This is a genomic window from Lentzea sp. NPDC102401 (assembly GCF_044765805.1).
Classification (GTDB): domain Bacteria; phylum Actinomycetota; class Actinomycetes; order Mycobacteriales; family Pseudonocardiaceae; genus Lentzea; species Lentzea sokolovensis.
Window position 1 is genome coordinate 176219 of record NZ_JBIWKS010000006.1, and the last position, 18033, is coordinate 194251.

Sequence of the window (18033 nt, forward strand, 5' to 3'; positions counted from 1 at the left end):
CGGGGGTGGTCGCCACACTGAGGGGCATGGATTACGCGATCTATGTTCCTTCGTTCGGTTCGTCGCTGGGTGATCCGTCGGTGCTGGTGTCGCTGGCGGTGGCGGCGGAGGAGGCGGGGTGGGGCGGGTTCTTCCTGTGGGATCACGTGGTGGTGCCGGAGGAGCCTGTTGTCGCTGATGTCTGGGTGACGTTGGGTGCGGTGGCGGCGCGGACGTCGAGGCTTCGGCTGGGGCCGTTGGTGACGTCGCTGGGGCGTCGGCGGCCGTGGAAGGTGGCGTTGGAGGCGTCGACCTTGCAGCGGTTGTCGGGTGGGCGGTTGGTGCTCGGGGTGGGTGCGGGTGTGCCGCAGGACTACTCCCCCTTCGGCGAGCGTGCGTCGCGCGCTGGGGCGATGTCGGAGGGTGTCGAGTTGCTGCGGGCGTTGTTGTCGGGTGCCGAGGTCGAGCATCGGGGTGCGTTGTTCGAGGTGTCGGGGGTGCGGTTCGCGCCGGTGGAGGTGCCGATCTGGGTCGGCGGGAACTGGCCGCGGTCGTCGCCGTTCCGTGCGGCGGAGCACGCGGCGGGCGTGGTGCCGGCGACGTTCGGCCCTGACGGTCTGGTGGTGCTCTCCCCGGAGGACGCGGCTCGTGTGAAGGCGGACTTCGTGGCGTCGGGCGGGCCTGACGACGGTGATGTCGTGATGTGGGGTGGCGGCGTGTTGCCGGAGGAGGTGAAGGAGTACGAGGCCGCGGGGGTGACGTGGATGCTGACCGACTGTGGCGCGCAGGAGTGGGATGAACTGCGGGCGTTCGTGGCGGCCGGTCCGCCGCGGTCAGGCGTGTAGGCCGCGGAGCAGGGTTGCGAGGTAGCGGCGGGCGGTGGAGAGCCGGTCGGCCGGGCTCGCGCTGTGGACGTAGGTGGCGTAGGAGATGCCGCACATGAGCGGGACGAGGTCGTCGTCGTGCACGTCGGGGCGGACGGTTCCGGCGTCGCGGGCGCGGGCGAGCAGTTTGGCGCCGGTGGCGAGGATCTGTGCTTTGAGTTCGGTGGTGCGTGGCAGCACGTCCTGGGGCGTGGCGGCGACCTTGACGAGTGCGGCGTCGGTGACCTGGCCTTCGACGAGCCTGGTGAGGAAGTCGGCGAAGGCTTTCCACGGGTCGTCGTGGTTGAGGGCTTGTTCGCCGTGGCCGGCGAGTGCTTCGAGGCAGGGCGTGGCGACGGTCTCGAGCAGCGCTTCGGTGGTCGGGAAGTGCCGGTAGACCGTGCCGACGCCCAGTCCTGCGCGGCGGGCGACGTCGTTGAGTTGCAGCGGGGTGCCTTCGTCGACGAGTTCTCTGGCGACGGTGAGGATGTGCTCCCAGTTGCGGGCGGCGTCCTTTCGCTGCGGCGTCATGCCTCCAGCTTAATTGGATACGCCATCCGGAACGGGGACGAGTGGTGCGTGCCTCTCGCTGAGCTTGCGCACGGCTTGTTGGACGCGTGGGTCTGTGGCCATGCGGTGTGGTGACACGGGTGTGGCGCGTCGCCCGATGACGGTGCCTGAGGCCAGTGTCGTGTCGGTCGCCGCCAGGATCGAGGGTCGTGCCGCCACGGACGCGGGCCCGGAGGTGGCGCGTTCGAACGTGCGGCGGACCAGCGGCCACAGCAGGCGCAGCCCAGGCGACACGATCTTGGACGTGCGCATGGTGCCGTCGGTCATGGTGGTGTCGGCGCCGCCGGGGTCTGCCGCGAGCACCGCGACCTTCGTCTGTCGCTGGGCGAGGTCGAGGGTGTAGGCGAGGTTCGCGAGCTTGGCGCGTCCGTACCAGTGGAACCCGTAGTAGCCGCCGGGCGGCTCGACCTCGTCGAAGACCTTCTTGGCGACCATCACGGAACCGGACGTCACGTTGACGACCCGGCCGGTCAGCACCGGGAGCAGGAGTTCGGTGAGCAGGTAGGGCGAGAGGTGGTTGACGACGAACGAGGCTTCGACGCCGTCGAACTCGGTGCGATCGGCGAACATGGCGCCGACGTTGTTGACCAGCACCTCCAACTCTCCTTCGGCGGCGATCCGCTCGGCGAGCGCGCGCACCTCGTCGAGTGAGGCGAGGTCGGCCTGCAGGAATCTCGCGGGCTCCGCTCCCCCGGCGTTGATCCTCTGGACGGCTCGCGCCCCACGTTCGGCGTTGCGCCCGACGACGGTGACGGTGAACCCTGCCTGAGCGAGCCCCAGTGCCGTCTCCAGCCCGATGCCGCCGGTCCCCGCGGTGACCACTGCCTTGCGCGCCATGACACTCCCCAATCCGGATAGCTGATCCGCTTGAGATCAACGCTAGCACACATGCGGATGAGCTATCCGTTTCGAGGTGCACGAGAATGCGGCCGTGGATCTTGGGGTGATCGGCCAGGCGGCAGGCATGTTCGCGGTGACGAACGTCGACGACCTGGTACTGCTGGCGCTGTTCTTCGCGCGGGCGAAGTCGGCCTGGCAGGTCGTGACGGCCCAGTACCTGGGCTTCACCGCCATCCTGGCGCTGGCCGTGGTCGGCGCCCTGGGCGCGTCCCTGCTTCCCGACCAGTTCCGTCCGTGGCTGGGCCTGATCCCCCTGGCCCTCGGTCTCAAAGCCGCCTGGTCACTATGGCGAGGCTCCAACGACGATGACGAACCGGATGCCGCTCCCGGCATCCTCGCGATGGCCGGCGTGACCCTGGCCAACGGCGGCGACAACATCGGCGTCTACGTCCCGGTCTTCGCCGTGGCCGACTCGCTGTGGGTCTACGTCGCGGTGTTCCTGCTGCTGGTCGGCGTGTGGTGCCTGGCGGGCCGGTTCCTGGCCTCTCGCCAGGTGGTGGCGCGAGCCCTGGCCAAATGGGGCCACATCGCTCTGCCGGTCGTCCTGATCGTGATTGGGCTTTTGGTGTTGTTCTCCGGATGAGCGAGCGGATCGTCAGGTAGACATTTCGGGTGCGAAAGACCTACAGCTACAACGAGGCCGTCAAGATCCTCGGCGGCAGGGAGCACCCGGTCGTCGCCGCCATGGACAAGATTCTTGGTGGCGCGCTGCTCCTGGGTTCGTTGGGCATGTGGGAGGTGCTGTCCCTCTTCGACGCCAAGCCGGACTTCCTCCGCCTGAGCAACGAGCTGATCTCCAAGGCCTCCGTGAAGCGCCGGGGCGTGAGCCGCTACACCCGTACGCAGCAACTGCACGCCGCGCACGCGGTCCTGGTGATGACGGCGTTCTTCGAGGCGTTCGAGGAGCAGCAGGTCCACGTGAAGCTCACCAAGGAGGACCGCGAACTCGTCGCGAGGTTCAGCCCGTGGGAGCTGGAGCTGCCGCTTCCGTCGGTGGGCCGTTCCTACGAGGAGAACCTGGTCGTCGTGGCACGTGCCTACGACCGGCTCGCCACCGACCTGCACGCCGCGGTGATGAGTCTGGCGTGCTGGGACGGCTTCAACGAGACCGAACAGGACCGAGTGATCACAGCGGTCCACCACGTCACGACACGTGCGCTGGAGCGGTATCAGGAGCTGCTGGGTCAGTTTGCCGCCGAGTTTCCCGAGATCAGGTTCTGGTGCGCGATCGAGGACGGGCGATCGGTGCGCAAGGCGTTGGCACGACTGGAGGACGTGCTCAGCGAGACCACCACCGACCTGACGCCCGAGGTGCGGCTGGCCGAGCTGGCGGGCGCCTACCGGGGTGCGTTGCGGCGGCCGTTGGTGAAGTCGACCGAGGTACCGGAGGGCGTGCGGATCCCGAGCCTGTCCGACGCCTACGTCGACCCCCGGTTCCAGGTCACGACCGACACGGACCGGGCCTTGGCGCCGTCGCTGCTCGCGTGGTGGGACGACGTGCCCGTCCGTGACGATCTCTACGCCTACCTGGCGGGGTACCTGACGTCGCCGGACGCCTTGGCTGCTCCCCTGCTGGTGCTGGGCGATCCAGGTTCGGGCAAGTCGGTGCTGACCGAGATGCTCGCGGCGCGGTTGCCGGCGTCGGACTTCGCCGTGGTGCGGGTGGAGCTGCGCTGCACGCCCTCGGACGCCGATCTGGTGCATCAGATCGAGTGCGGCCTGCACACCCTGCTGCACGAGCCGGTCAGCTGGGCGGACTTCTCCCGCAACACCGGTGGTGCGTTGCCGTTGGTGGTTCTGGACGGCTTCGACGAACTGCTGCAGGCCACCGGGGTGAGCCAGACCCGGTACCTGACGATCATCGCCGAGTTCCAGCAGCGCCTCGAGGACATGGGCAGGCCGGCGGTGTTCGTGGTGACGAGCCGGTTGAGCGTGTGCGCAGGCCTGGAGATGCCACAGGCCACGCACGTCGTGCGGTTGATGCCGTTCGACGACGACCAGGTGCGGTCCTGGTTGCAGGTGTGGAACACGGTCAACCGTCCGCTGCCCGCCGAGACCGTGCTGCGGTATCCGGATCTGGCTTCGCAACCGTTGTTGTTGCTGATGCTGGCGTTGTACGACGCGGTGGACAGCTCGTTCCAGCGCGACCACCTCAGCCTGAGCCGCGGGCAGCTGTACGCACGCCTGCTCGACCTGTTCGCCCGGCGCGAGGTCGCCAAGAGCGGCGAGTCCCGCTCCCCCGCCGATCTGGACCAGGACGTCGAGTTCGAGCTCGACCGGTTGTCAGTGGTGGCGCTCGCGATGTTCAACCGCGGCGTGCAGTGGATCGCCGAGCAGGACGTGACGGCGGACCTCGTCCAGCTGCTCGCTCTCGACTCCCCTGACCGGTTGATCGGAACCCACACCCGGCTGTCGGCCGGCGAGACGGTGCTGGGGCGGTTCTTCTTCGTCCAGAAGACGGAGGCCGTACGCGCGGACTCCACCACGCTGCGGACCTACGAGTTCCTGCACGCCACCTTCGGCGAGTACCTCGTGGCCCGGTTCGTGTGGAACAGGCTCACCGAACTGCGGGAGGAGGACCGGGCCCGGTCGAAGCGCAAGTCCTCCGCGGACGACACCGAGCTCTATGCCGTGCTGTCCTACATGGCGCTCGTGACGAGCAAACCGGTGCTGGACTTCCTGCGGGAGTTCGCGGCGAAGTCCGACCGTGACGGTTTGTTCGACCTGGTCTCACGCTTGCTCGCGGCGCGGGACGAGACCAGGAAATCGCGTGGCGACTACACGCCGGCGCAGTTGCCAGACTCGGTGCGAGACGCGAAGTACTCGCTCAACCTGGTTGTGCTGGCCTTGGCACTGCGGGACAGGCTCTTCGCCGACGAGCTGGGCGTGAGCGTGGACGACTGGCAGCGGCTGTCCCTGTTCTGGAAGTCGCGGCTGTCGTCGAGCGAGTGGGCGAACGTGGTGCTGTGGTTCTGGATCGAGCGCGATGCCGACCGGCACTTCGCGCTGAGCCTGAGCAACCGCGAACGCGAAGCCCACGCCGAGTGGTTGCTGATGTCGGAACCGTACGTGACGTTGGACGAGGTCAGCGTGACGTTGCGGGACACGGTGACGCCGCTGGTGTCCCAGCACGGCATCGCCGTGGCGTCAGCGCTGATCAACTTGTTTGCTACCCCGATCGAGAGATGCGTGCCCGCACTCCAGCGGCTGTACAAGGCTGACAACAGCCGTGGCCGTTGGGTGTTCTCCAGGGAGTTCTTCGCAAGGCTGGCCATAGGTGGCAATGACGTCGAACTGCTGGAAGCGTTCGGGCAACTGGGCACCTTCGCAGTCATGGACGGCCTGGAAGGCCTCCTGAGGCTGTATGACCTAGGCGTGCAGGCGAGCGGTCCCCTCAGCCTCGTGGAGCTGCTGGAACGCCTCAACCACCAGCGGGTCCAGAGACTGCGGCCTGATCTGGTCAAGCGGGCCAGGCAGGCGGCGGAGGAGCTGGGGGTCGCGTTGACCTGGTGAGTTCGGCGGCCAGTGCCGTCAGCTCCTGCTCGCTGATGTCGCGCTCCCCCACCCGCCGCAGCAACTCACGACGCGAGCACACGACGATCGCCCCAGGCCGCTGCCCCAGATCTGCGGCGGCCACGATCTCCGCCGCTCCGTCCTGCATGACCAGGATCGGGTCGGGCGTGTCGGTGTAGAGCAGGTGCTCGATGTCCCGTCCGGTGATGGCCATGGTCAGTCTTGTACGGCGCGGGCGTAGCGGGCCGCAAGAGTGCGAACGTGTGCCACCAGCTCTGGCGGTGAAGTGACTTCGAAGTCGAAGCCGAGCATGCCGATCCACACGGCGAGCGTGTCGACGGAGTCGGAGCCGGTCACGAGCACGCAGGACGCGTCATCCACGGCTTCGACGGTGCCGATGGCGGCGTTGATGCGGGCGGCGACGGCGTCGGCCGGGGCGTGGACGAGGACGCGGGCCTGGAAGCGCCAGGCGGCCTGGGTGACGCGAGAGGCGACGTAGGTGGTGGCGTCGAAGTCTCGTGGGGTGAAGCGCGGGCCGTACGGGGGTCGGGGTGGGGTGATGCGGTCGACGCGGAAGCTGCGCCAGTCCTGTTTGTCGGCGTCCCAGGCGACGAGATACCAGCGGCGGCCCCAGTTGACGAGGCGGTGGGGTTCCACTCGGCGGCGGGTGGGGGTGCCGTCGTGGGCGTTGTAGTCGAAGCGGAGGGTGTCGCTGTCGCGGCAGGCTGCGGCGAGGACCGTCAGCAGTTCCGGGTCCAGGGCGGGGGCCGGGGAGTCGCGTGGGACGGATTCGACCTGTTCCAGGGCGGAGACTCGGTGGCGCAGGCGGGACGGGAGGACCTGTTCCAGCTTCAGCAACGCGCGCAGGGACACCTCTTCAAGGCCTGTGACGGCGTTGGTGCGCAGGGCGGCCGCCACGGCGACGGCCTCGTTGTCGTCGAGCAGCAGTGGTGGGAGCTCGGCGCCGGCACCGAGGCGGTAGCCGCCGAACGAACCTGTGGTGGCGTTGACCGGGTAGCCGAGTTCGCGCAGGCGGTCGACGTCGCGGCGGACGGTGCGGGGGCTGATCCGCAGTTCGTCGGCCAGTTCGCTGCCCTGCCAGTCGCGGCGTGACTGCAGCAGGGCGAGCAGGCGCAGCAGGCGCGCCGATGTTTCCAACATGGACGGACACTTTAGGACAGAGGCTGGCCGCAAGCGTCGTTAGCCTCGGGTTATGACGGAGATCAGGGAATTCCACATCGCGGTCGACGACGCCGACATCGACGAGTTGCGGCTTCGTCTGACGCGGACGCGGTGGACCGACCAGGTGCCGGGGGCCGGTTCGCTCTACGGGGACGACGTCGCGGACGTGAAGGAGATGGCGCGGTACTGGGCCGGGGAGTTCGACTGGCGGGCGGTGGAGGCCCGGCTCAACTCCTTCCCGCAGTTCGTCACCGAGATCGACGGCACGAACGTTCACTTCCTGCACGTCACGAGCCCGAACCCGGACGCGTTGCCGATCATGCTGATCCACGGCTGGCCCGGCTCGGTCATGGAGTTCGTGGACGTCGTCGAGCACCTGCGCGAGGACCACCACCTGGTCATCCCCTCGATCCCCGGCTTCGGGTTCTCCGGTCCCACGACCGACACGGGCTGGCACTCCGGGCGGATCGCGAAGGCGTTCGCGGAGCTGATGGCGCGGCTGGGCTACCGGCGCTACGGCGTGCACGGCAACGACGCGGGGGCGATCATCGCGCCGCAGGTCGGGCAGGTCGACCCGGAACACGTGGCAGGCGTGCACGTGACGCAGATCTTCTCGTTCCCCTCGGGTGACCCGGCCGAGATGGAGGGCCTGACCGAGGACGACCACCGCCGTCTCGGGGTGCTGCAGAACTTCTGGGAGACCATGTCGGGGTACGCGAAGCTGCAGCAGGCGCGGCCGCAGAACGTGGCGTTCGCGCTCGCGGACTCCCCCGTCGGTCAGCTCGCCTGGACGATGCAGCTCATGGGCGAACCGGCCGTCACGAAGGACTTCCTGCTCGCGAACGTGGCGATCTACTGGTTCACCGCGACCGCCGGTTCGAGTGCGCGGTTGTACTTCGAGGACGCGCACCGCGAGGACCAGCCCACCGAACCGACGACGGTGCCGATGGGCGTCGCGATCTTCCCCGACGACTTCCAGACCATCCGCCGCTTCGCCGAGCGCGATCACCACAACCTGGTGCACTGGTCGGAGTTCGAGCGGGGCGGGCACTACTCCGGGCACGACTCGCCGGAACTGCTGGCGGGCGACCTGAAGGTGTTCTTCGCCAAGATGTAGCGATGCCGCAGTGGGTGGAAGCAGGGATCTGGGGACTGGCAGGCGGCGGGGCGCTCGTGGCGGGCGCGCTCGTCGCCTGGTTCCTGCGCGTGCCCCGCGACGTCGTGGCCGTGGTGATGGCGTTCGGCGCGGGCGTGCTGACCGCCGCGGCGGCGTTCGAGCTGATGGACGAGGCGGAGAAGACCGGCGGCCTGCTCGCCACCTCCGCCGGGTTCCTCGGCGGCGCGGTCGGCTACGTGCTGGCGAACCTGTTGCTCGCCCGGCGCGGGGCGCGGCACCGCAAGCGCAGCAGCAACCAGCCGACCGAGACCGACCAGGCCGGCAGCGGCACCGCGATCGCCGTGGGCGCGCTGCTCGACGGTGTCCCCGAGTCGGTCGTGCTGGGCCTGTCCCTGCTCAGCGGCGGCGGGGTCGGGGTGGCGATGCTGGCGGCCGTGGTCATCTCGAACGTCCCCGAAGGGCTCTCCAGCGTCGCCGGCATGAAGCAGGCCGGGCGCGGACCCGGTTACGTGTTCGGGGTGTGGGGTGCGATCGCGGTCGCCAGCGGACTGTCCGCGGCGCTGGGCAACGTGCTGCTGGACGGCGCGTCACCGCAGCTCATCGCCGTGATCACGGCCGTCGCGGCGGGAGCGATCCTGGCGATGATCGCGGACACCATGATCCCCGAGGCCTACGAACGCGCCCGCCTCTACACCGGGCTGTGCACCACCGCCGGGTTCCTCACGGCGTTCGTGGTGGAACGCCTGGGCTAGGCGGGAACTAGGCGCGCCAGACCGTGGCGCTGCGGGTCTCGGTGCTCTCCAGCGTCAACGGCACCGGCACCTCGTAGCGGGCCTGCGCGGTGAACAGGTCGCGTGGCAGGTGCGCGCGGTCCGGGTCGCCGAGCAGCACGAGCGCGCCCCGTGCGGCGGCCCTGGTCAGGAACGGCAGCACCAGCGCGGTGATCTCCGCGTCGTAGAAGACGTCGCCGGCCAGTACCACGTCGGCGCCGTGGCCGTCGCTGTCGAGCTGGTCACCGCCCAGGGTGCTGACCGTGACGACGTTGGCCACGGCGTTGAGTTCCACCGCCGCGAGCGCCAGGGGGTCGATGTCGTTCGCGGTCACCGAGTCCGCTCCGGCCAGGGCCGCGGCGATCGCGACCAGGCCGGAGCCCGAGGCCAGGTCGAACACCTTCTTGTCGCGCACCAGGCCGGAGTTGTCGAGCAGGTGCCGCGCCAGGGCCTGGCCGCCCGCCCACGGGAACGCCCAGAACGGCGGCTGGTCGTGGTGCGTCAGTTCCCACAGGTCCATCGCCTCGGCCGCGCTGTGCAGCAGCACCTCGGGCACCAGCGGCACCGGAGCCAGCGTCGTGTTGGCGAGCACGAAGTCGGTGAGCGTGGGCGCGGACATGACGGAGAAGCTTAGGGGCAGCGCGAACACCGCCCGCAGAGGCGAAAGGCCACACCTGGGGAGATCACATGCCGCCGGCGACCCGCAGGATCGTGCCCGTCGTGTACGAGGCCTCCTCCGAGAGCAGCCACGCGATGGCGTTCGCGATCTCGTCGGCCTCACCGGGGCGGCCCAGCGGGATGCGGGAGGCGACGCGGTCGGGGCGGTCGGGCTGGCCGGAGAGCCGGTGGATGCCGGTGCGGATCGTGCCGGGCTGCACGCAGTTGACCCGGATCCCGCGCGGCGCGAGCTCCTTGCCCAGGCCGATCGTGAGCGCGTCGACGGCGGCCTTGGTGGCGGCGTAGTGCACGTACTCCCCCGGACTGCCCAGCGTCGCCGCGCCGGAGGACACGTTCACGATCGAGCCGCGCGTCATCCGCCGCGCCGCCTCCCGTGCGACGAAGAACGCGCCGATGACGTTGACGTCGACCACGCGGCGCAGGTCCTCGGTGCGCAGCTCGGCCAGCGGGCCGGACGGGGAGGTGATGCCCGCGTTGTTGACCACGCCGGTGATGTCGTCACCGGCCGCGTCGAACAGGCGCGCCACGTCGTTCTCGTCGGCGGTGTCTGCTTGCACGGCGAGCACGCCGAGTTCCTTCTCCAGCGCACGCGCCTCGTCGGCCGCCTGGCGGTAGCTGATCACGACTCGGTGCCCGTCGCGCACGAGCCTGCGCGCGGTCGCGGCACCGATACCCCGGCTTCCCCCGGTGATCACCGTTGTCATGCCGCCCACCCTAACCCGTATACTCGGTGCCGGATATACGGGAGCGGATATGACGTTCAAGCGAACGAACCCCCTGGCCCTCGCGGTGCTGGCGCTGCTGTCGGAGCGGCCCATGCACCCCTACGAGATGGCGCAGACCATGCGGGAACGCCACCAGGAGGAGGTCATCAAGCTCAACTACGGCTCGCTCTACACCGTGGTGGAGTCGCTGACCCGCCACGAGCTGATCACCGCCGCGGCCGTGCAGAAGGCGGGCAACCGGCCCGAGCGCACCGTCTACGCCGTCACCGACGCGGGCACGGCCGAACTGCACGACTGGCTGCGCTCACTGATCGCCGAGCCCGCCAAGGAGTACCCGCGGTTCGAGGCCGGGATCTCGATGGTCGGCCTGCTGCCCCCGGCCGACGCGCTGCAGGTCGTAAGTCGGCGCGAGGCCGCCGTGACCGAGCAGCTCACCGCGCTGGCCGTGCTGCTGGAGAGGCTCGCGGGCATGGGGCTGCCGCAGCTCGCGTGGATCGAACTCGACTACCGGATGGCCATGCTGCGCGCCGAACGCGCCTGGCTGTCCTGGTTCGCCACCGCCACCCGCGAGGGCACCGTCGGCGGGTACGACACCTGGGAGGACAGACACCGATGAGACTGCTCTTCGAAGTGACCGGCGTGGTGCACGCGCCGTTGGAGGACGTGCGCGCACGGATGTTCGCCGACGCCGGCGAGTCCGGGCCGCATCGGCTCGTGGACCGCGATCAGGGCGTGATCGCCTACTGGGGCGACTGGTGGTACCGCGGCGAGGACTCGCTGCACCCCCATCCCGAGGGCGCGCTGGTGCGGCATCGCGTCTACAACATCGCCAGGCAGGGAAACTGGGCGCCCTACCTGGCCAGCAGGCTGTTCCTCGGCTATCGCGCCAAGCTCGAGGCGTCGATGCGCGACCGCGTGCGGCTGCTTGAGGGGTGAAGCCGGCCAGAATCAGAGTTGGCCGAAGCGCACGACCGCGACGAACACCGCGAGCGCGCACAGCGCGAGGTTGACCGGCACCGTGGCGCCCTCGCCGCGCCGGAGGTGCGTGATCGCGGCGCCCACCTGCACCAGCGCGAGTCCGATGGCCGCGATCGGGGTGAGGATCGGCGCGATGCCGGTCAGCCACGGCAGCACCAGCCCGATCGCGCCCGCGACCTCGACCGCGCCGATGCCCTTGACCTGCCCCTCGGTGAAATCCCCCGCCCACGACATGCGCGGCTCGGCCACCAGGTCCTGTTTGGTCTTGACCAGCTTGGTGAAGCCCGCCATGAGATAGAGGGCCGCCAGCACTCCCGAGACGATCCACACCGCGAGGTCCATGAACGAAAACCTAGACCCCGCTCAGTGCGACGACCACTGATGTTCGAGGTCACACAGATTGAGTAAGGGTGTCCTTAGTCATCACCCGAACGGCTGTATAGAGTGTGCAGATGAGGTGCTCGATTCTCTCCGACTTCGCGGGCGAACCGCTGGCCGGCACGGCCGCGACCGCGACGGCGTGGCTGTGCCTGGAACAGCCGGGCCCCTGGGGCCGCGACGCCCTGCTGGAGAGCCACCTCGACCCCGAACTCGGCGCCGAACTGCAGCGCCGTGCCGCCGGCACCGGTGTGCGCATCCTGCTGATCCGCCGCCCCGGCAAGCACGCCGACACCCACACCCCCTCGACGCGGCGCCTGTACCTGGCCTCGTCGAAGCCCGGCGCCTCCTGGCTGGAACAGGCCGACCTGACCGCCCCCGAGGAGGCCCTCGAACTCGACTTCGAGGCCCTGGGCGCTGGCCGCTCCACCGCTTTCGGCGCCCCGGTGGCCGACCCGTTGCTGCTGATCTGCACCAACAGCAAACGCGACGTCTGCTGCGCCCTGTACGGCCGCCCGATCGCCACCGCGCTGAACCTCTGGGAGTGCACCCACACCGGCGGCCACCGCTTCGCCCCCACCGGAGTGCTGCTGCCCACCGGTCACCTGTACGGACGAATCGACCACCGGTTGGCCCACCGCGTCGTCACCGAGGGCATCGTCGCCGACCGCTGCCGGGGCCGCTCCTGCTTCACCCCGCGGGGTCAGGTGGCCGAGGTCGCCGTCCGCGAGCAGATCGGCGAGGCCCGCGACGTGCTCACCGTCGTCGCCGAGACGGCCGATTCCGCGACCGTGCGGCACGACGACGGCCGGGAGTGGCGGGTGGCGCTGACCGAGCAGCCCGTGCCGCCGCGGCCTGCCAGTTGCGGGAAGTCGCCGGACATCGCGATCGCGCTGGTGGCCACCGCGATCGACCAGCTGGTGAAGGTCTGCCGCTAGCGTTGGCCGAGTGCCTCGGCTGATCCACCTCAACGGCCCCACCGGCGTGGGCAAGTCCACGCTCGCCGCCCGCTACGCCGCCGCCCACCCGAAGACCCTCAACCTCGACGCCGACGAGATCGTCCGGCTCGTCGGCGGCTGGCGCGAGGACTTCCACGGCGCGGTCGAGCTCGTCCGGCCGCTCGCGCTCACCATGGCCGCCACCCACCTGGCCTCCGGCCACGACGTCGTGATGCCGCAGCTGATCATGCGCCACGGCGAACGCGACAGGTTCGCCGCGGCGGCCACCTCCGCGGGCGCGGACTACCTGGAGTTCGTGCTGCTCACCCCGCCCGAGACCGCGATCCTCCGCTACCGGCACCGCGAGCACCACATCGACCACGTCGTGGAAGCGCTCGGCGGCGCGGCAGTCGTCGAGCAGAGCCACGACCGCATCACCGCATACCTCACCCCCGCCACGAGGGTCATCGACGCCTCGGGCGACCTCGGCGACACCTGCGCGAAGCTGATCGAAGCGCTGGCCGAACAACTAAATTGATCGAATGGGCACCCTGCAGAGCACGCACCCCGTCGACACGAGCCGAAGACGCGTCCTGGGCCGCGTCACGCTGATCATCGCGCTCGTGAGCGCCGCATTGCTGGCCCTGATGTTCATGATCGACCTCGGTGGAGCCCAGTACGGGCTGATCTTCGCCGCCTTCCCCTTCGTCATCGCCGCCCCGGCCTCGGTGGTGCTGCTGCGCAAGGCGGGCAAACCCGAGGTGATCGAGCTGTACGAGGACGGCATCGCGCACGTCTTCGGCGGCGTGCGGCGATCCTGGGCGTGGGACGAGGTGAAGGCGATCGACGTCGCCGAACGGGGTGAGTACTCCTACACCGGCTCCGACGTCGACTGCACGGTCCGGTTCGCCGACGGCAACCTGCTGCACTTCAGCGGCCTCACCGAGAACAGCCGCGCGATCATCGCCGCCCTCGGCACGCACTGCAAGGACGCGACCAACGAGCCGGTGCGCAAGAAGTACAAGGGCCGGGCGGCCGCGATCCTGGGCTCGATCACGCTGGTGGGTGGCGGTGTCGCGACCTGGGCGGTGCTCACCGTCCCGCAGACGGCCGAAGGCGGCGATCAGTTCGGGCTGGCGATGCTGGCCGTGGCGTGCGCGGTGCCGGCGGTGATCAGCCTGATTCTGCTGATCTCCGTTCTGGTGACCGGCCGCCGTTAGGCACGGTCGCGGAGAACACGCCGATGCCCAGCGCGTACGGGTCGTCGAGGCCGACGGTCTCGAGGGTCTCGCTGGGCAGGGCGAGCAGGGAGATCGCCACGCCCAGGAAGTAGGCGTCGAGCAGGCCCGTGTCGCGGACCGTGGACGGCAGGCCCGCCGCCTGTTGCAGGGCGGCGCCGGCCTCGGCGTTGGCGAGGACCATGCCCGAGAGCGCCTCGCGCACGCCGGGGCGGCGGACGGCCTCCAGGTAGAGCTCGACCATCGCGAGCATCTGCGTCGGGTCGTCGGCGACCGCGCGGCGCAGCAGCGCCGGGTAGAGCTCGGCGACGTCGGTGGCGGTGATGTCGGCCGGGGTGGTCTCGCTCAGGCGTTGCACGGCGGCGCGGTGCAGTGACGTCATGCGGGCGGCGCACGCGGTGAGGATGGACTCGCGGGTCGGGAAGTAGTTCTTGGTGGTGCCGATGGGGACGCCGGACTCGCGGTCGATCGCGCGGTGGGTCAGGCCCCTGCCGCCTTCCACCGCGAGGATCTGGATCGCGGTGTCGCACAGCAGATCACGACGGCTCACGGTCCGGGACACTAGCAAGATCACCACGGCTGTGGTGAATCGGGGCGAACGTGCTGGTCCCGGCAGTCGCGGTGACCACGCCGCGCTCGACGACGAGGAACAGGCCGCAGACGCAGCGCACGTAGGCGACCGGGCCGTGTGAGGACAGGGTGGAGGCGCAGGACCAGTGGCAGGCGGGGCAGGTGGCGATCATGAGCCAAGCCTGATGTCATGGTCTAGTGCATTTCAACCCTTACGGCGGGGCGGCCGCCGAGCTCGCCGCGAAGCTGGTCAACGCCGATCCGGCGGATCCCCTGCTCGACGTGCTGAAATCCTCCGACTACAAGCCGCTGGGCTCGCTCGACGCCCGGCAGGAACGTGACGTACGAGACTGGATCGAACGGCTGCGGCAGGTGTTCCGGGAGCCGGCGGTGGAGCTGCTCAACGAGCTGCTGGCCCGGTCCTCGACCACGCACTACATCTCCACGCACGACGGACGCGCCCCGCACCTGCACTACGCCCGTGAGGACGCGCCGACCGACGTGCGTCTCAAGGCCTACACGGCGGCGGGCATGGCGGCGTTGTTCTGCGAGGACGCCGGGCGCATCGGCTGGTGCGGCCGCGAGGGCTGCGACACGGTGTTCGTCGACACCAGCCGCAACGGCAAGAGGCGGTTCTGCTCGACCAAGTGCGCGAACCGCGTCGCCGTGGCGAACCACAGGAGTCGTCAGTCGGCGTGAACGCGGTGCCCGAACCGGGTGTTCTCGAACGACGACTCGCCCCCGAACACGGCGTCCACGAAGTCCTCCCGGCCACGGAACCACGCACCCGCGAACGACGAGGCACCCGCGAACCAGGCACGGCGGAACACCGCCCGCCCACCGAACCGCACCCGTGAGCAGTCCAGCTCCGAGCCGAACCGCGAGCAGGTGAAGTCCGCACGGCCGGAGAACCGCACCCCGCGCAGCACGGCCGCTCCGGCGACGTGGACGTGCGACAGCTCGCCGTTGCCGCACACCGTCGAGCCGTGCAGCCCGAGGCCGCGGGCGAACACCGACCGCGTGAGCAGCACGTGCCGGCCGAAGAACGCGCCGCGCGCCTGGAACGCCCCGAGGAACGTCGACTGGTCGAACCGCGCGTCACCGAGGAACCGGGTGCCGTCGAACCGGGCGTCGCGCAGCCGGCAGTCCGACAGGTCGAAGTCGACCAGCGTGGTGTGGCGCAGGTCCACGTCGCTGCCCAGCCAGAACCCGGGACCGGGCCGCAGGCGCGCGGCCAGCGAGACCTGCAGCACGCTGCGCCACCGCTGGTCGACCTCGGTGCCCGGCCACGGCAGCTCCCGCAGCGCCTCGCACAGCACGTCCAGCGCGGGCTGCCGGTTCTCCACACGACTCTCGCCGTGCTCGACCCAGTCGCGCAGCCCGCCCAGGCGCACGTCGGACTCGGCGGCGAGCAGCCGGGCGCGGATGTCCTGCAGCGGCGACAGGCTCACCGGCACCGGGCCGGGTGTCCGGCGACGCCGGCCCCACGTCACCGCCGCCACGGTCAGAACACCGGAGGTCGCTGTGAGCCAGCGCGAGAGAAGGGACATGACTCGATGATGTGACCTGGGTCATCGCCCCGGACAGTGGCGGAGTTCAGTCCACCGTTCAACGCTGTGCCCACCGACGGTGACAGCCGGTAGGCACTCAGCCGGTCACATTGGTCAGCCGGCGAGCCACGTACTGGTCGCCGCCCAGGCCGTAGCGCAGTACCCGGTAGGTCGTGCCGTGGATGTCGCGCTGCTCGTAGGCGTAGTAGGCGGTCTTGTAGGGATCCGCCCACTTGTCGAAGATGACCACGTGACGGGTGTTCCCGTCGCCCACGGGATCCACGACGATGTCGCCCCACCTGAGGTCGTTCGTCGCGATGCCGGTGGAGAACGGCGCCTTCGCGAGCTCGACGGTGCGCTGGCCGGGCGCACCGATCCTGGCGGCCATCGAGACGTAGCCGGAGCAGTCCTGCCGGTAGCCCTCGGCACCCCAGTACAGGTTCTGGTTGTACGGGACCGGCCCGCCGTTGCTGGCGGTCAGCCACGTCTTCGCACGATTGATCATCTCCTGGCGGGACACGGACGCCGCATAGGCCGGTGCCACCAGCGTGCTCAGTGCGACGAGGACGGCCGCGGCCATCGCGAGGACTCTCATGCGATGCACTCCCATTCCGTAGATCACCTGTGGGCGCTTAGGGTCGGTTCATGGAGCTGACGGAGCTGTGTTTCGCCGGGGCGGCCAGGCAGGCGCACGCCGTGCGGTCCGGCGAGGTGAGCGCGCGCGACCTGGTCGCCGAGCACCTGGCGCGCATCGAGCGGATCGATCCGCGGCTCAACGCGTTCCGGCTGGTCTTCGCCGAGCAGGCCCTGGCGGAGGCGACCCGCGCGGACGAACGCAGGGCCGCGGGCGAGGACCTGCCGCTGCTGGGCGTGCCGATCGCCGTCAAGGAGGACATCGCGCTGCGGGGCCTGCCCACGACCAAGGGCACGAACGCCGCCCGCACCCCGCAACCGGCCGACTCCGCGATCGTCACGCGGCTGCGCGAGGCCGGGGCGGTGATCATCGGCCGCACCCGCATGCCGGAACTGGGCCTGTGGCCCTACACCGAGAGCTCCTGGGCCGGGCCGACGCGCAACCCGTGGTCGCTGACGCACTCGCCCGGCGGTTCCAGTGGCGGCTCGGCCGCGGCGGTGGCGGCGGGGCTGGCGGCGGCCGCGATCGGCACCGACGGCGCCGGCTCGATCCGCATCCCCTCCGCGGTGACGGGGCTGTTCGGGCTCAAGCCCCAGCGCGGCCGCGTGTCGCTGTCCCCGGAACCGCAGATGTGGGGCGGTCTCGTCGTGGCGGGCCCGATCACCCGCACAGTGGCGGACTGGGCGTTGGTCGCCGACCAGATCCACGGCGCCATGCCCGGCGACGCGCACGTCGCGCATCCGCCGCGCACGAGCTTCACGCAGGCCGCGCGCACCGATCCGGGCCGGCTGCGGATCGGGGTGTCGCTGCGGCCGTGGGGTCCGGGCATCGGAATCGCCGACGAGGTCCGCGACGTCGTGCAGGACACCGCCGCGCTGCTCACCGACCTCGGCCACGACGTGGTGCGCCTGGACCCGCCGATGCGCGACGTCACCGCCTCCACCCAGTTCGCCGCCCGCTACCTCCACAACGCCTACCTCGCGCGCACCGGCATGGAGTTCCCCGACCTCGTCGAGGCCCGCACCCGCGCGGTCGGTGAGCTCGGCCGTCGCATCCCGCGCGGCGCCGTGCGCTGGGCGGGCAAGGACGACGCGACGCTCACGGCGTATGCGAACCGGGTGTTCACCTCGGTGGACGTGCTGCTCACCCCGGCACTGACCCGGCCGCCGATCCGCGTGGGCGAGTGGGACGGCCGCACCGTCGTCGCGGCGCTGCTCGCGGCGTCGCACTACACGACGTTCCTGCCGCTGTGGAACATCGTCGGCAACCCGGCCGCCTGCGTGCCCGCCGGCCGCACGTCGGCGGGCCTGCCGCTCGCGGTGCAGCTCGTGGGCCGCCAGCACGACGAGTGCACGCTGCTGTCGGTGTCCGCCCAGCTGGAACGTGCCCGGCCGTGGGCGGACCGGATCCCCTCCGGCCTCGATCATGCGAAATAGGATAGTACGAGTAC

The 18033-nt window shown here is 70.1% G+C and carries 23 protein-coding genes; 12 read left to right on the plus strand and 11 right to left on the minus strand.

Annotated elements, in window-relative coordinates; genetic code table 11:
• Positions 1 to 26: 26 nt before the first annotated feature.
• Positions 27 to 824: an LLM class flavin-dependent oxidoreductase gene (locus ACIRG5_RS22490; RefSeq protein ID WP_402907452.1), complete on the plus strand. Its 798-nt coding sequence runs from the start codon at positions 27 to 29 to the stop codon at positions 822 to 824.
• Here ACIRG5_RS22490 and ACIRG5_RS22495 read toward each other — a convergent pair.
• Both ACIRG5_RS22495 and ACIRG5_RS22500 read right to left on the minus strand, forming a co-directional pair.
• Positions 813 to 1373, minus strand: coding sequence for a TetR/AcrR family transcriptional regulator (locus ACIRG5_RS22495; RefSeq protein ID WP_402907455.1), 561 nt, complete (start codon positions 1371 to 1373; stop codon positions 813 to 815). The two genes, ACIRG5_RS22490 and ACIRG5_RS22495, sit on opposite strands and share 12 nt — an antisense overlap.
• 9 nt (positions 1374 to 1382) lie before the next feature.
• Positions 1383 to 2249, minus strand: coding sequence for an SDR family NAD(P)-dependent oxidoreductase (locus ACIRG5_RS22500; protein ID WP_402907457.1), 867 nt, complete (start codon positions 2247 to 2249; stop codon positions 1383 to 1385).
• Between the two features lie 94 nt (positions 2250 to 2343).
• Here ACIRG5_RS22500 and ACIRG5_RS22505 point away from each other — a divergent pair, with 94 nt between their 5' ends.
• Both ACIRG5_RS22505 and ACIRG5_RS22510 read left to right on the plus strand, forming a co-directional pair.
• Positions 2344 to 2895: a cadmium resistance transporter gene (locus tag ACIRG5_RS22505; RefSeq protein ID WP_402907459.1), complete on the plus strand. Its 552-nt coding sequence runs from the start codon at positions 2344 to 2346 to the stop codon at positions 2893 to 2895.
• A 29-nt stretch (positions 2896 to 2924) separates the two neighbouring features.
• Positions 2925 to 5825 (plus strand): NACHT domain-containing protein, encoded by a 2901-nt coding sequence (locus tag ACIRG5_RS22510; protein ID WP_402907461.1) that lies wholly within the window; start codon positions 2925 to 2927, stop codon positions 5823 to 5825.
• On the opposite strand, the gene ACIRG5_RS22515 is transcribed toward ACIRG5_RS22510, so the two are convergent.
• Together ACIRG5_RS22515 and ACIRG5_RS22520 are read right to left on the minus strand one after the other, a co-directional pair.
• On the minus strand, positions 5773 to 6039 hold the full coding sequence (locus tag ACIRG5_RS22515; RefSeq protein WP_402907464.1) for a hypothetical protein: 267 nt from the start codon (positions 6037 to 6039) through the stop codon (positions 5773 to 5775). The genes ACIRG5_RS22510 and ACIRG5_RS22515 overlap by 53 nt on opposite strands.
• A gap of 2 nt (positions 6040 to 6041) precedes the next feature.
• Positions 6042 to 6986 (minus strand): helix-turn-helix transcriptional regulator, encoded by a 945-nt coding sequence (locus tag ACIRG5_RS22520; protein WP_402907467.1) that lies wholly within the window; start codon positions 6984 to 6986, stop codon positions 6042 to 6044.
• 52 nt (positions 6987 to 7038) lie between these two features.
• Here ACIRG5_RS22520 and ACIRG5_RS22525 point away from each other — a divergent pair, with 52 nt between their 5' ends.
• Both ACIRG5_RS22525 and ACIRG5_RS22530 read left to right on the plus strand, forming a co-directional pair.
• Positions 7039 to 8124 (plus strand): epoxide hydrolase family protein, encoded by a 1086-nt coding sequence (locus ACIRG5_RS22525; protein ID WP_402907470.1) that lies wholly within the window; start codon positions 7039 to 7041, stop codon positions 8122 to 8124.
• A gap of 2 nt (positions 8125 to 8126) precedes the next feature.
• Positions 8127 to 8876, plus strand: coding sequence for a ZIP family metal transporter (locus ACIRG5_RS22530; RefSeq protein ID WP_402907473.1), 750 nt, complete (start codon positions 8127 to 8129; stop codon positions 8874 to 8876).
• 7 nt (positions 8877 to 8883) lie between these two features.
• Here the strand turns inward: ACIRG5_RS22530 and ACIRG5_RS22535 are convergent, their stop codons facing one another.
• Positions 8884 to 9513, minus strand: coding sequence for a class I SAM-dependent methyltransferase (locus tag ACIRG5_RS22535; protein WP_402907476.1), 630 nt, complete (start codon positions 9511 to 9513; stop codon positions 8884 to 8886).
• A gap of 64 nt (positions 9514 to 9577) precedes the next feature.
• Positions 9578 to 10276, minus strand: a complete 699-nt coding sequence (locus ACIRG5_RS22540; protein ID WP_402907478.1) for an SDR family oxidoreductase — start codon at positions 10274 to 10276, stop codon at positions 9578 to 9580.
• A 49-nt stretch (positions 10277 to 10325) separates the two neighbouring features.
• Here ACIRG5_RS22540 and ACIRG5_RS22545 point away from each other — a divergent pair, with 49 nt between their 5' ends.
• Entirely contained in the window at positions 10326 to 10913 is a 588-nt protein-coding gene (locus ACIRG5_RS22545) for a PadR family transcriptional regulator (protein ID WP_402907481.1), read from the plus strand.
• The gene (locus tag ACIRG5_RS22550) at positions 10910 to 11233 is read left to right on the plus strand and encodes a hypothetical protein (RefSeq protein ID WP_402907484.1); all 324 of its coding nucleotides are present in this window, start codon (positions 10910 to 10912) and stop codon (positions 11231 to 11233) included. Before ACIRG5_RS22545 ends, ACIRG5_RS22550 begins: the two co-directional genes overlap by 4 nt.
• A gap of 12 nt (positions 11234 to 11245) precedes the next feature.
• On the opposite strand, the gene ACIRG5_RS22555 is transcribed toward ACIRG5_RS22550, so the two are convergent.
• Complete coding sequence (locus ACIRG5_RS22555; RefSeq protein WP_402907487.1) at positions 11246 to 11617, minus strand: DoxX family protein; 372 nt, start codon at positions 11615 to 11617, stop codon at positions 11246 to 11248.
• A gap of 110 nt (positions 11618 to 11727) precedes the next feature.
• Between ACIRG5_RS22555 and ACIRG5_RS22560 the strand changes: the two genes are divergently transcribed.
• From ACIRG5_RS22560 to ACIRG5_RS22570, 3 genes are read left to right on the plus strand one after another with little or no spacing between them, the layout of a single operon-like run.
• Positions 11728 to 12591, plus strand: a complete 864-nt coding sequence (locus ACIRG5_RS22560; protein ID WP_402907489.1) for a sucrase ferredoxin — start codon at positions 11728 to 11730, stop codon at positions 12589 to 12591.
• Between the two features lie 10 nt (positions 12592 to 12601).
• Positions 12602 to 13129: an AAA family ATPase gene (locus tag ACIRG5_RS22565; protein ID WP_402907492.1), complete on the plus strand. Its 528-nt coding sequence runs from the start codon at positions 12602 to 12604 to the stop codon at positions 13127 to 13129.
• A 4-nt stretch (positions 13130 to 13133) separates the two neighbouring features.
• Positions 13134 to 13811, plus strand: a complete 678-nt coding sequence (locus ACIRG5_RS22570; RefSeq protein ID WP_402907495.1) for a hypothetical protein — start codon at positions 13134 to 13136, stop codon at positions 13809 to 13811.
• Here ACIRG5_RS22570 and ACIRG5_RS22575 read toward each other — a convergent pair.
• Positions 13765 to 14379, minus strand: a complete 615-nt coding sequence (locus tag ACIRG5_RS22575; RefSeq protein WP_402907498.1) for a TetR/AcrR family transcriptional regulator — start codon at positions 14377 to 14379, stop codon at positions 13765 to 13767. The two genes, ACIRG5_RS22570 and ACIRG5_RS22575, sit on opposite strands and share 47 nt — an antisense overlap.
• Positions 14366 to 14572, minus strand: a complete 207-nt coding sequence (locus ACIRG5_RS22580; protein ID WP_402907501.1) for a hypothetical protein — start codon at positions 14570 to 14572, stop codon at positions 14366 to 14368. Before ACIRG5_RS22580 ends, ACIRG5_RS22575 begins: the two co-directional genes overlap by 14 nt.
• Before the next feature lie 25 nt (positions 14573 to 14597).
• Here ACIRG5_RS22580 and ACIRG5_RS22585 point away from each other — a divergent pair, with 25 nt between their 5' ends.
• Complete coding sequence (locus ACIRG5_RS22585) at positions 14598 to 15098, plus strand: CGNR zinc finger domain-containing protein (RefSeq protein WP_319980613.1); 501 nt, start codon at positions 14598 to 14600, stop codon at positions 15096 to 15098.
• Here ACIRG5_RS22585 and ACIRG5_RS22590 read toward each other — a convergent pair.
• Entirely contained in the window at positions 15086 to 15949 is an 864-nt protein-coding gene (locus ACIRG5_RS22590; protein ID WP_402907505.1) for a pentapeptide repeat-containing protein, read from the minus strand. The genes ACIRG5_RS22585 and ACIRG5_RS22590 overlap by 13 nt on opposite strands.
• Before the next feature lie 97 nt (positions 15950 to 16046).
• Complete coding sequence (locus tag ACIRG5_RS22595; RefSeq protein WP_402907508.1) at positions 16047 to 16544, minus strand: hypothetical protein; 498 nt, start codon at positions 16542 to 16544, stop codon at positions 16047 to 16049.
• 50 nt (positions 16545 to 16594) lie between these two features.
• On the opposite strand from ACIRG5_RS22595, the gene ACIRG5_RS22600 reads away from it, so the two are divergent.
• On the plus strand, positions 16595 to 18019 hold the full coding sequence (locus ACIRG5_RS22600) for an amidase (RefSeq protein ID WP_402907511.1): 1425 nt from the start codon (positions 16595 to 16597) through the stop codon (positions 18017 to 18019).
• Positions 18020 to 18033 lie beyond the last annotated feature (14 nt).

Bases quoted from the DNA above. Each gene is read 5' to 3' on its own strand.
- ACIRG5_RS22560 (WP_402907489.1), top strand. From the start codon at position 11,728: ATGAGGTGCTCGATTCTCTCCGACTTCGCGGGCGAACCGCTGGCCGGC.
- ACIRG5_RS22555 (WP_402907487.1), bottom strand. From the start codon at position 11,617: ATGGACCTCGCGGTGTGGATCGTCTCGGGAGTGCTGGCGGCCCTCTAT.
- ACIRG5_RS22545 (WP_402907481.1), top strand. From the start codon at position 10,326: ATGACGTTCAAGCGAACGAACCCCCTGGCCCTCGCGGTGCTGGCGCTG.
- ACIRG5_RS22530 (WP_402907473.1), top strand. From the start codon at position 8,127: ATGCCGCAGTGGGTGGAAGCAGGGATCTGGGGACTGGCAGGCGGCGGG.
- ACIRG5_RS22595 (WP_402907508.1), bottom strand. From the start codon at position 16,544: ATGAGAGTCCTCGCGATGGCCGCGGCCGTCCTCGTCGCACTGAGCACG.
- ACIRG5_RS22495 (WP_402907455.1), bottom strand. From the start codon at position 1,373: ATGACGCCGCAGCGAAAGGACGCCGCCCGCAACTGGGAGCACATCCTC.
- ACIRG5_RS22490 (WP_402907452.1), top strand. From the start codon at position 27: ATGGATTACGCGATCTATGTTCCTTCGTTCGGTTCGTCGCTGGGTGAT.
- ACIRG5_RS22515 (WP_402907464.1), bottom strand. From the start codon at position 6,039: ATGGCCATCACCGGACGGGACATCGAGCACCTGCTCTACACCGACACG.
- ACIRG5_RS22600 (WP_402907511.1), top strand. From the start codon at position 16,595: ATGGAGCTGACGGAGCTGTGTTTCGCCGGGGCGGCCAGGCAGGCGCAC.
- ACIRG5_RS22550 (WP_402907484.1), top strand. From the start codon at position 10,910: ATGAGACTGCTCTTCGAAGTGACCGGCGTGGTGCACGCGCCGTTGGAG.
- ACIRG5_RS22500 (WP_402907457.1), bottom strand. From the start codon at position 2,249: ATGGCGCGCAAGGCAGTGGTCACCGCGGGGACCGGCGGCATCGGGCTG.
- ACIRG5_RS22590 (WP_402907505.1), bottom strand. From the start codon at position 15,949: ATGTCCCTTCTCTCGCGCTGGCTCACAGCGACCTCCGGTGTTCTGACC.
- ACIRG5_RS22520 (WP_402907467.1), bottom strand. From the start codon at position 6,986: ATGTTGGAAACATCGGCGCGCCTGCTGCGCCTGCTCGCCCTGCTGCAG.
- ACIRG5_RS22580 (WP_402907501.1), bottom strand. From the start codon at position 14,572: ATGATCGCCACCTGCCCCGCCTGCCACTGGTCCTGCGCCTCCACCCTG.
- ACIRG5_RS22525 (WP_402907470.1), top strand. From the start codon at position 7,039: ATGACGGAGATCAGGGAATTCCACATCGCGGTCGACGACGCCGACATC.
- ACIRG5_RS22570 (WP_402907495.1), top strand. From the start codon at position 13,134: ATGGGCACCCTGCAGAGCACGCACCCCGTCGACACGAGCCGAAGACGC.
- ACIRG5_RS22535 (WP_402907476.1), bottom strand. From the start codon at position 9,513: ATGTCCGCGCCCACGCTCACCGACTTCGTGCTCGCCAACACGACGCTG.
- ACIRG5_RS22540 (WP_402907478.1), bottom strand. From the start codon at position 10,276: ATGACAACGGTGATCACCGGGGGAAGCCGGGGTATCGGTGCCGCGACC.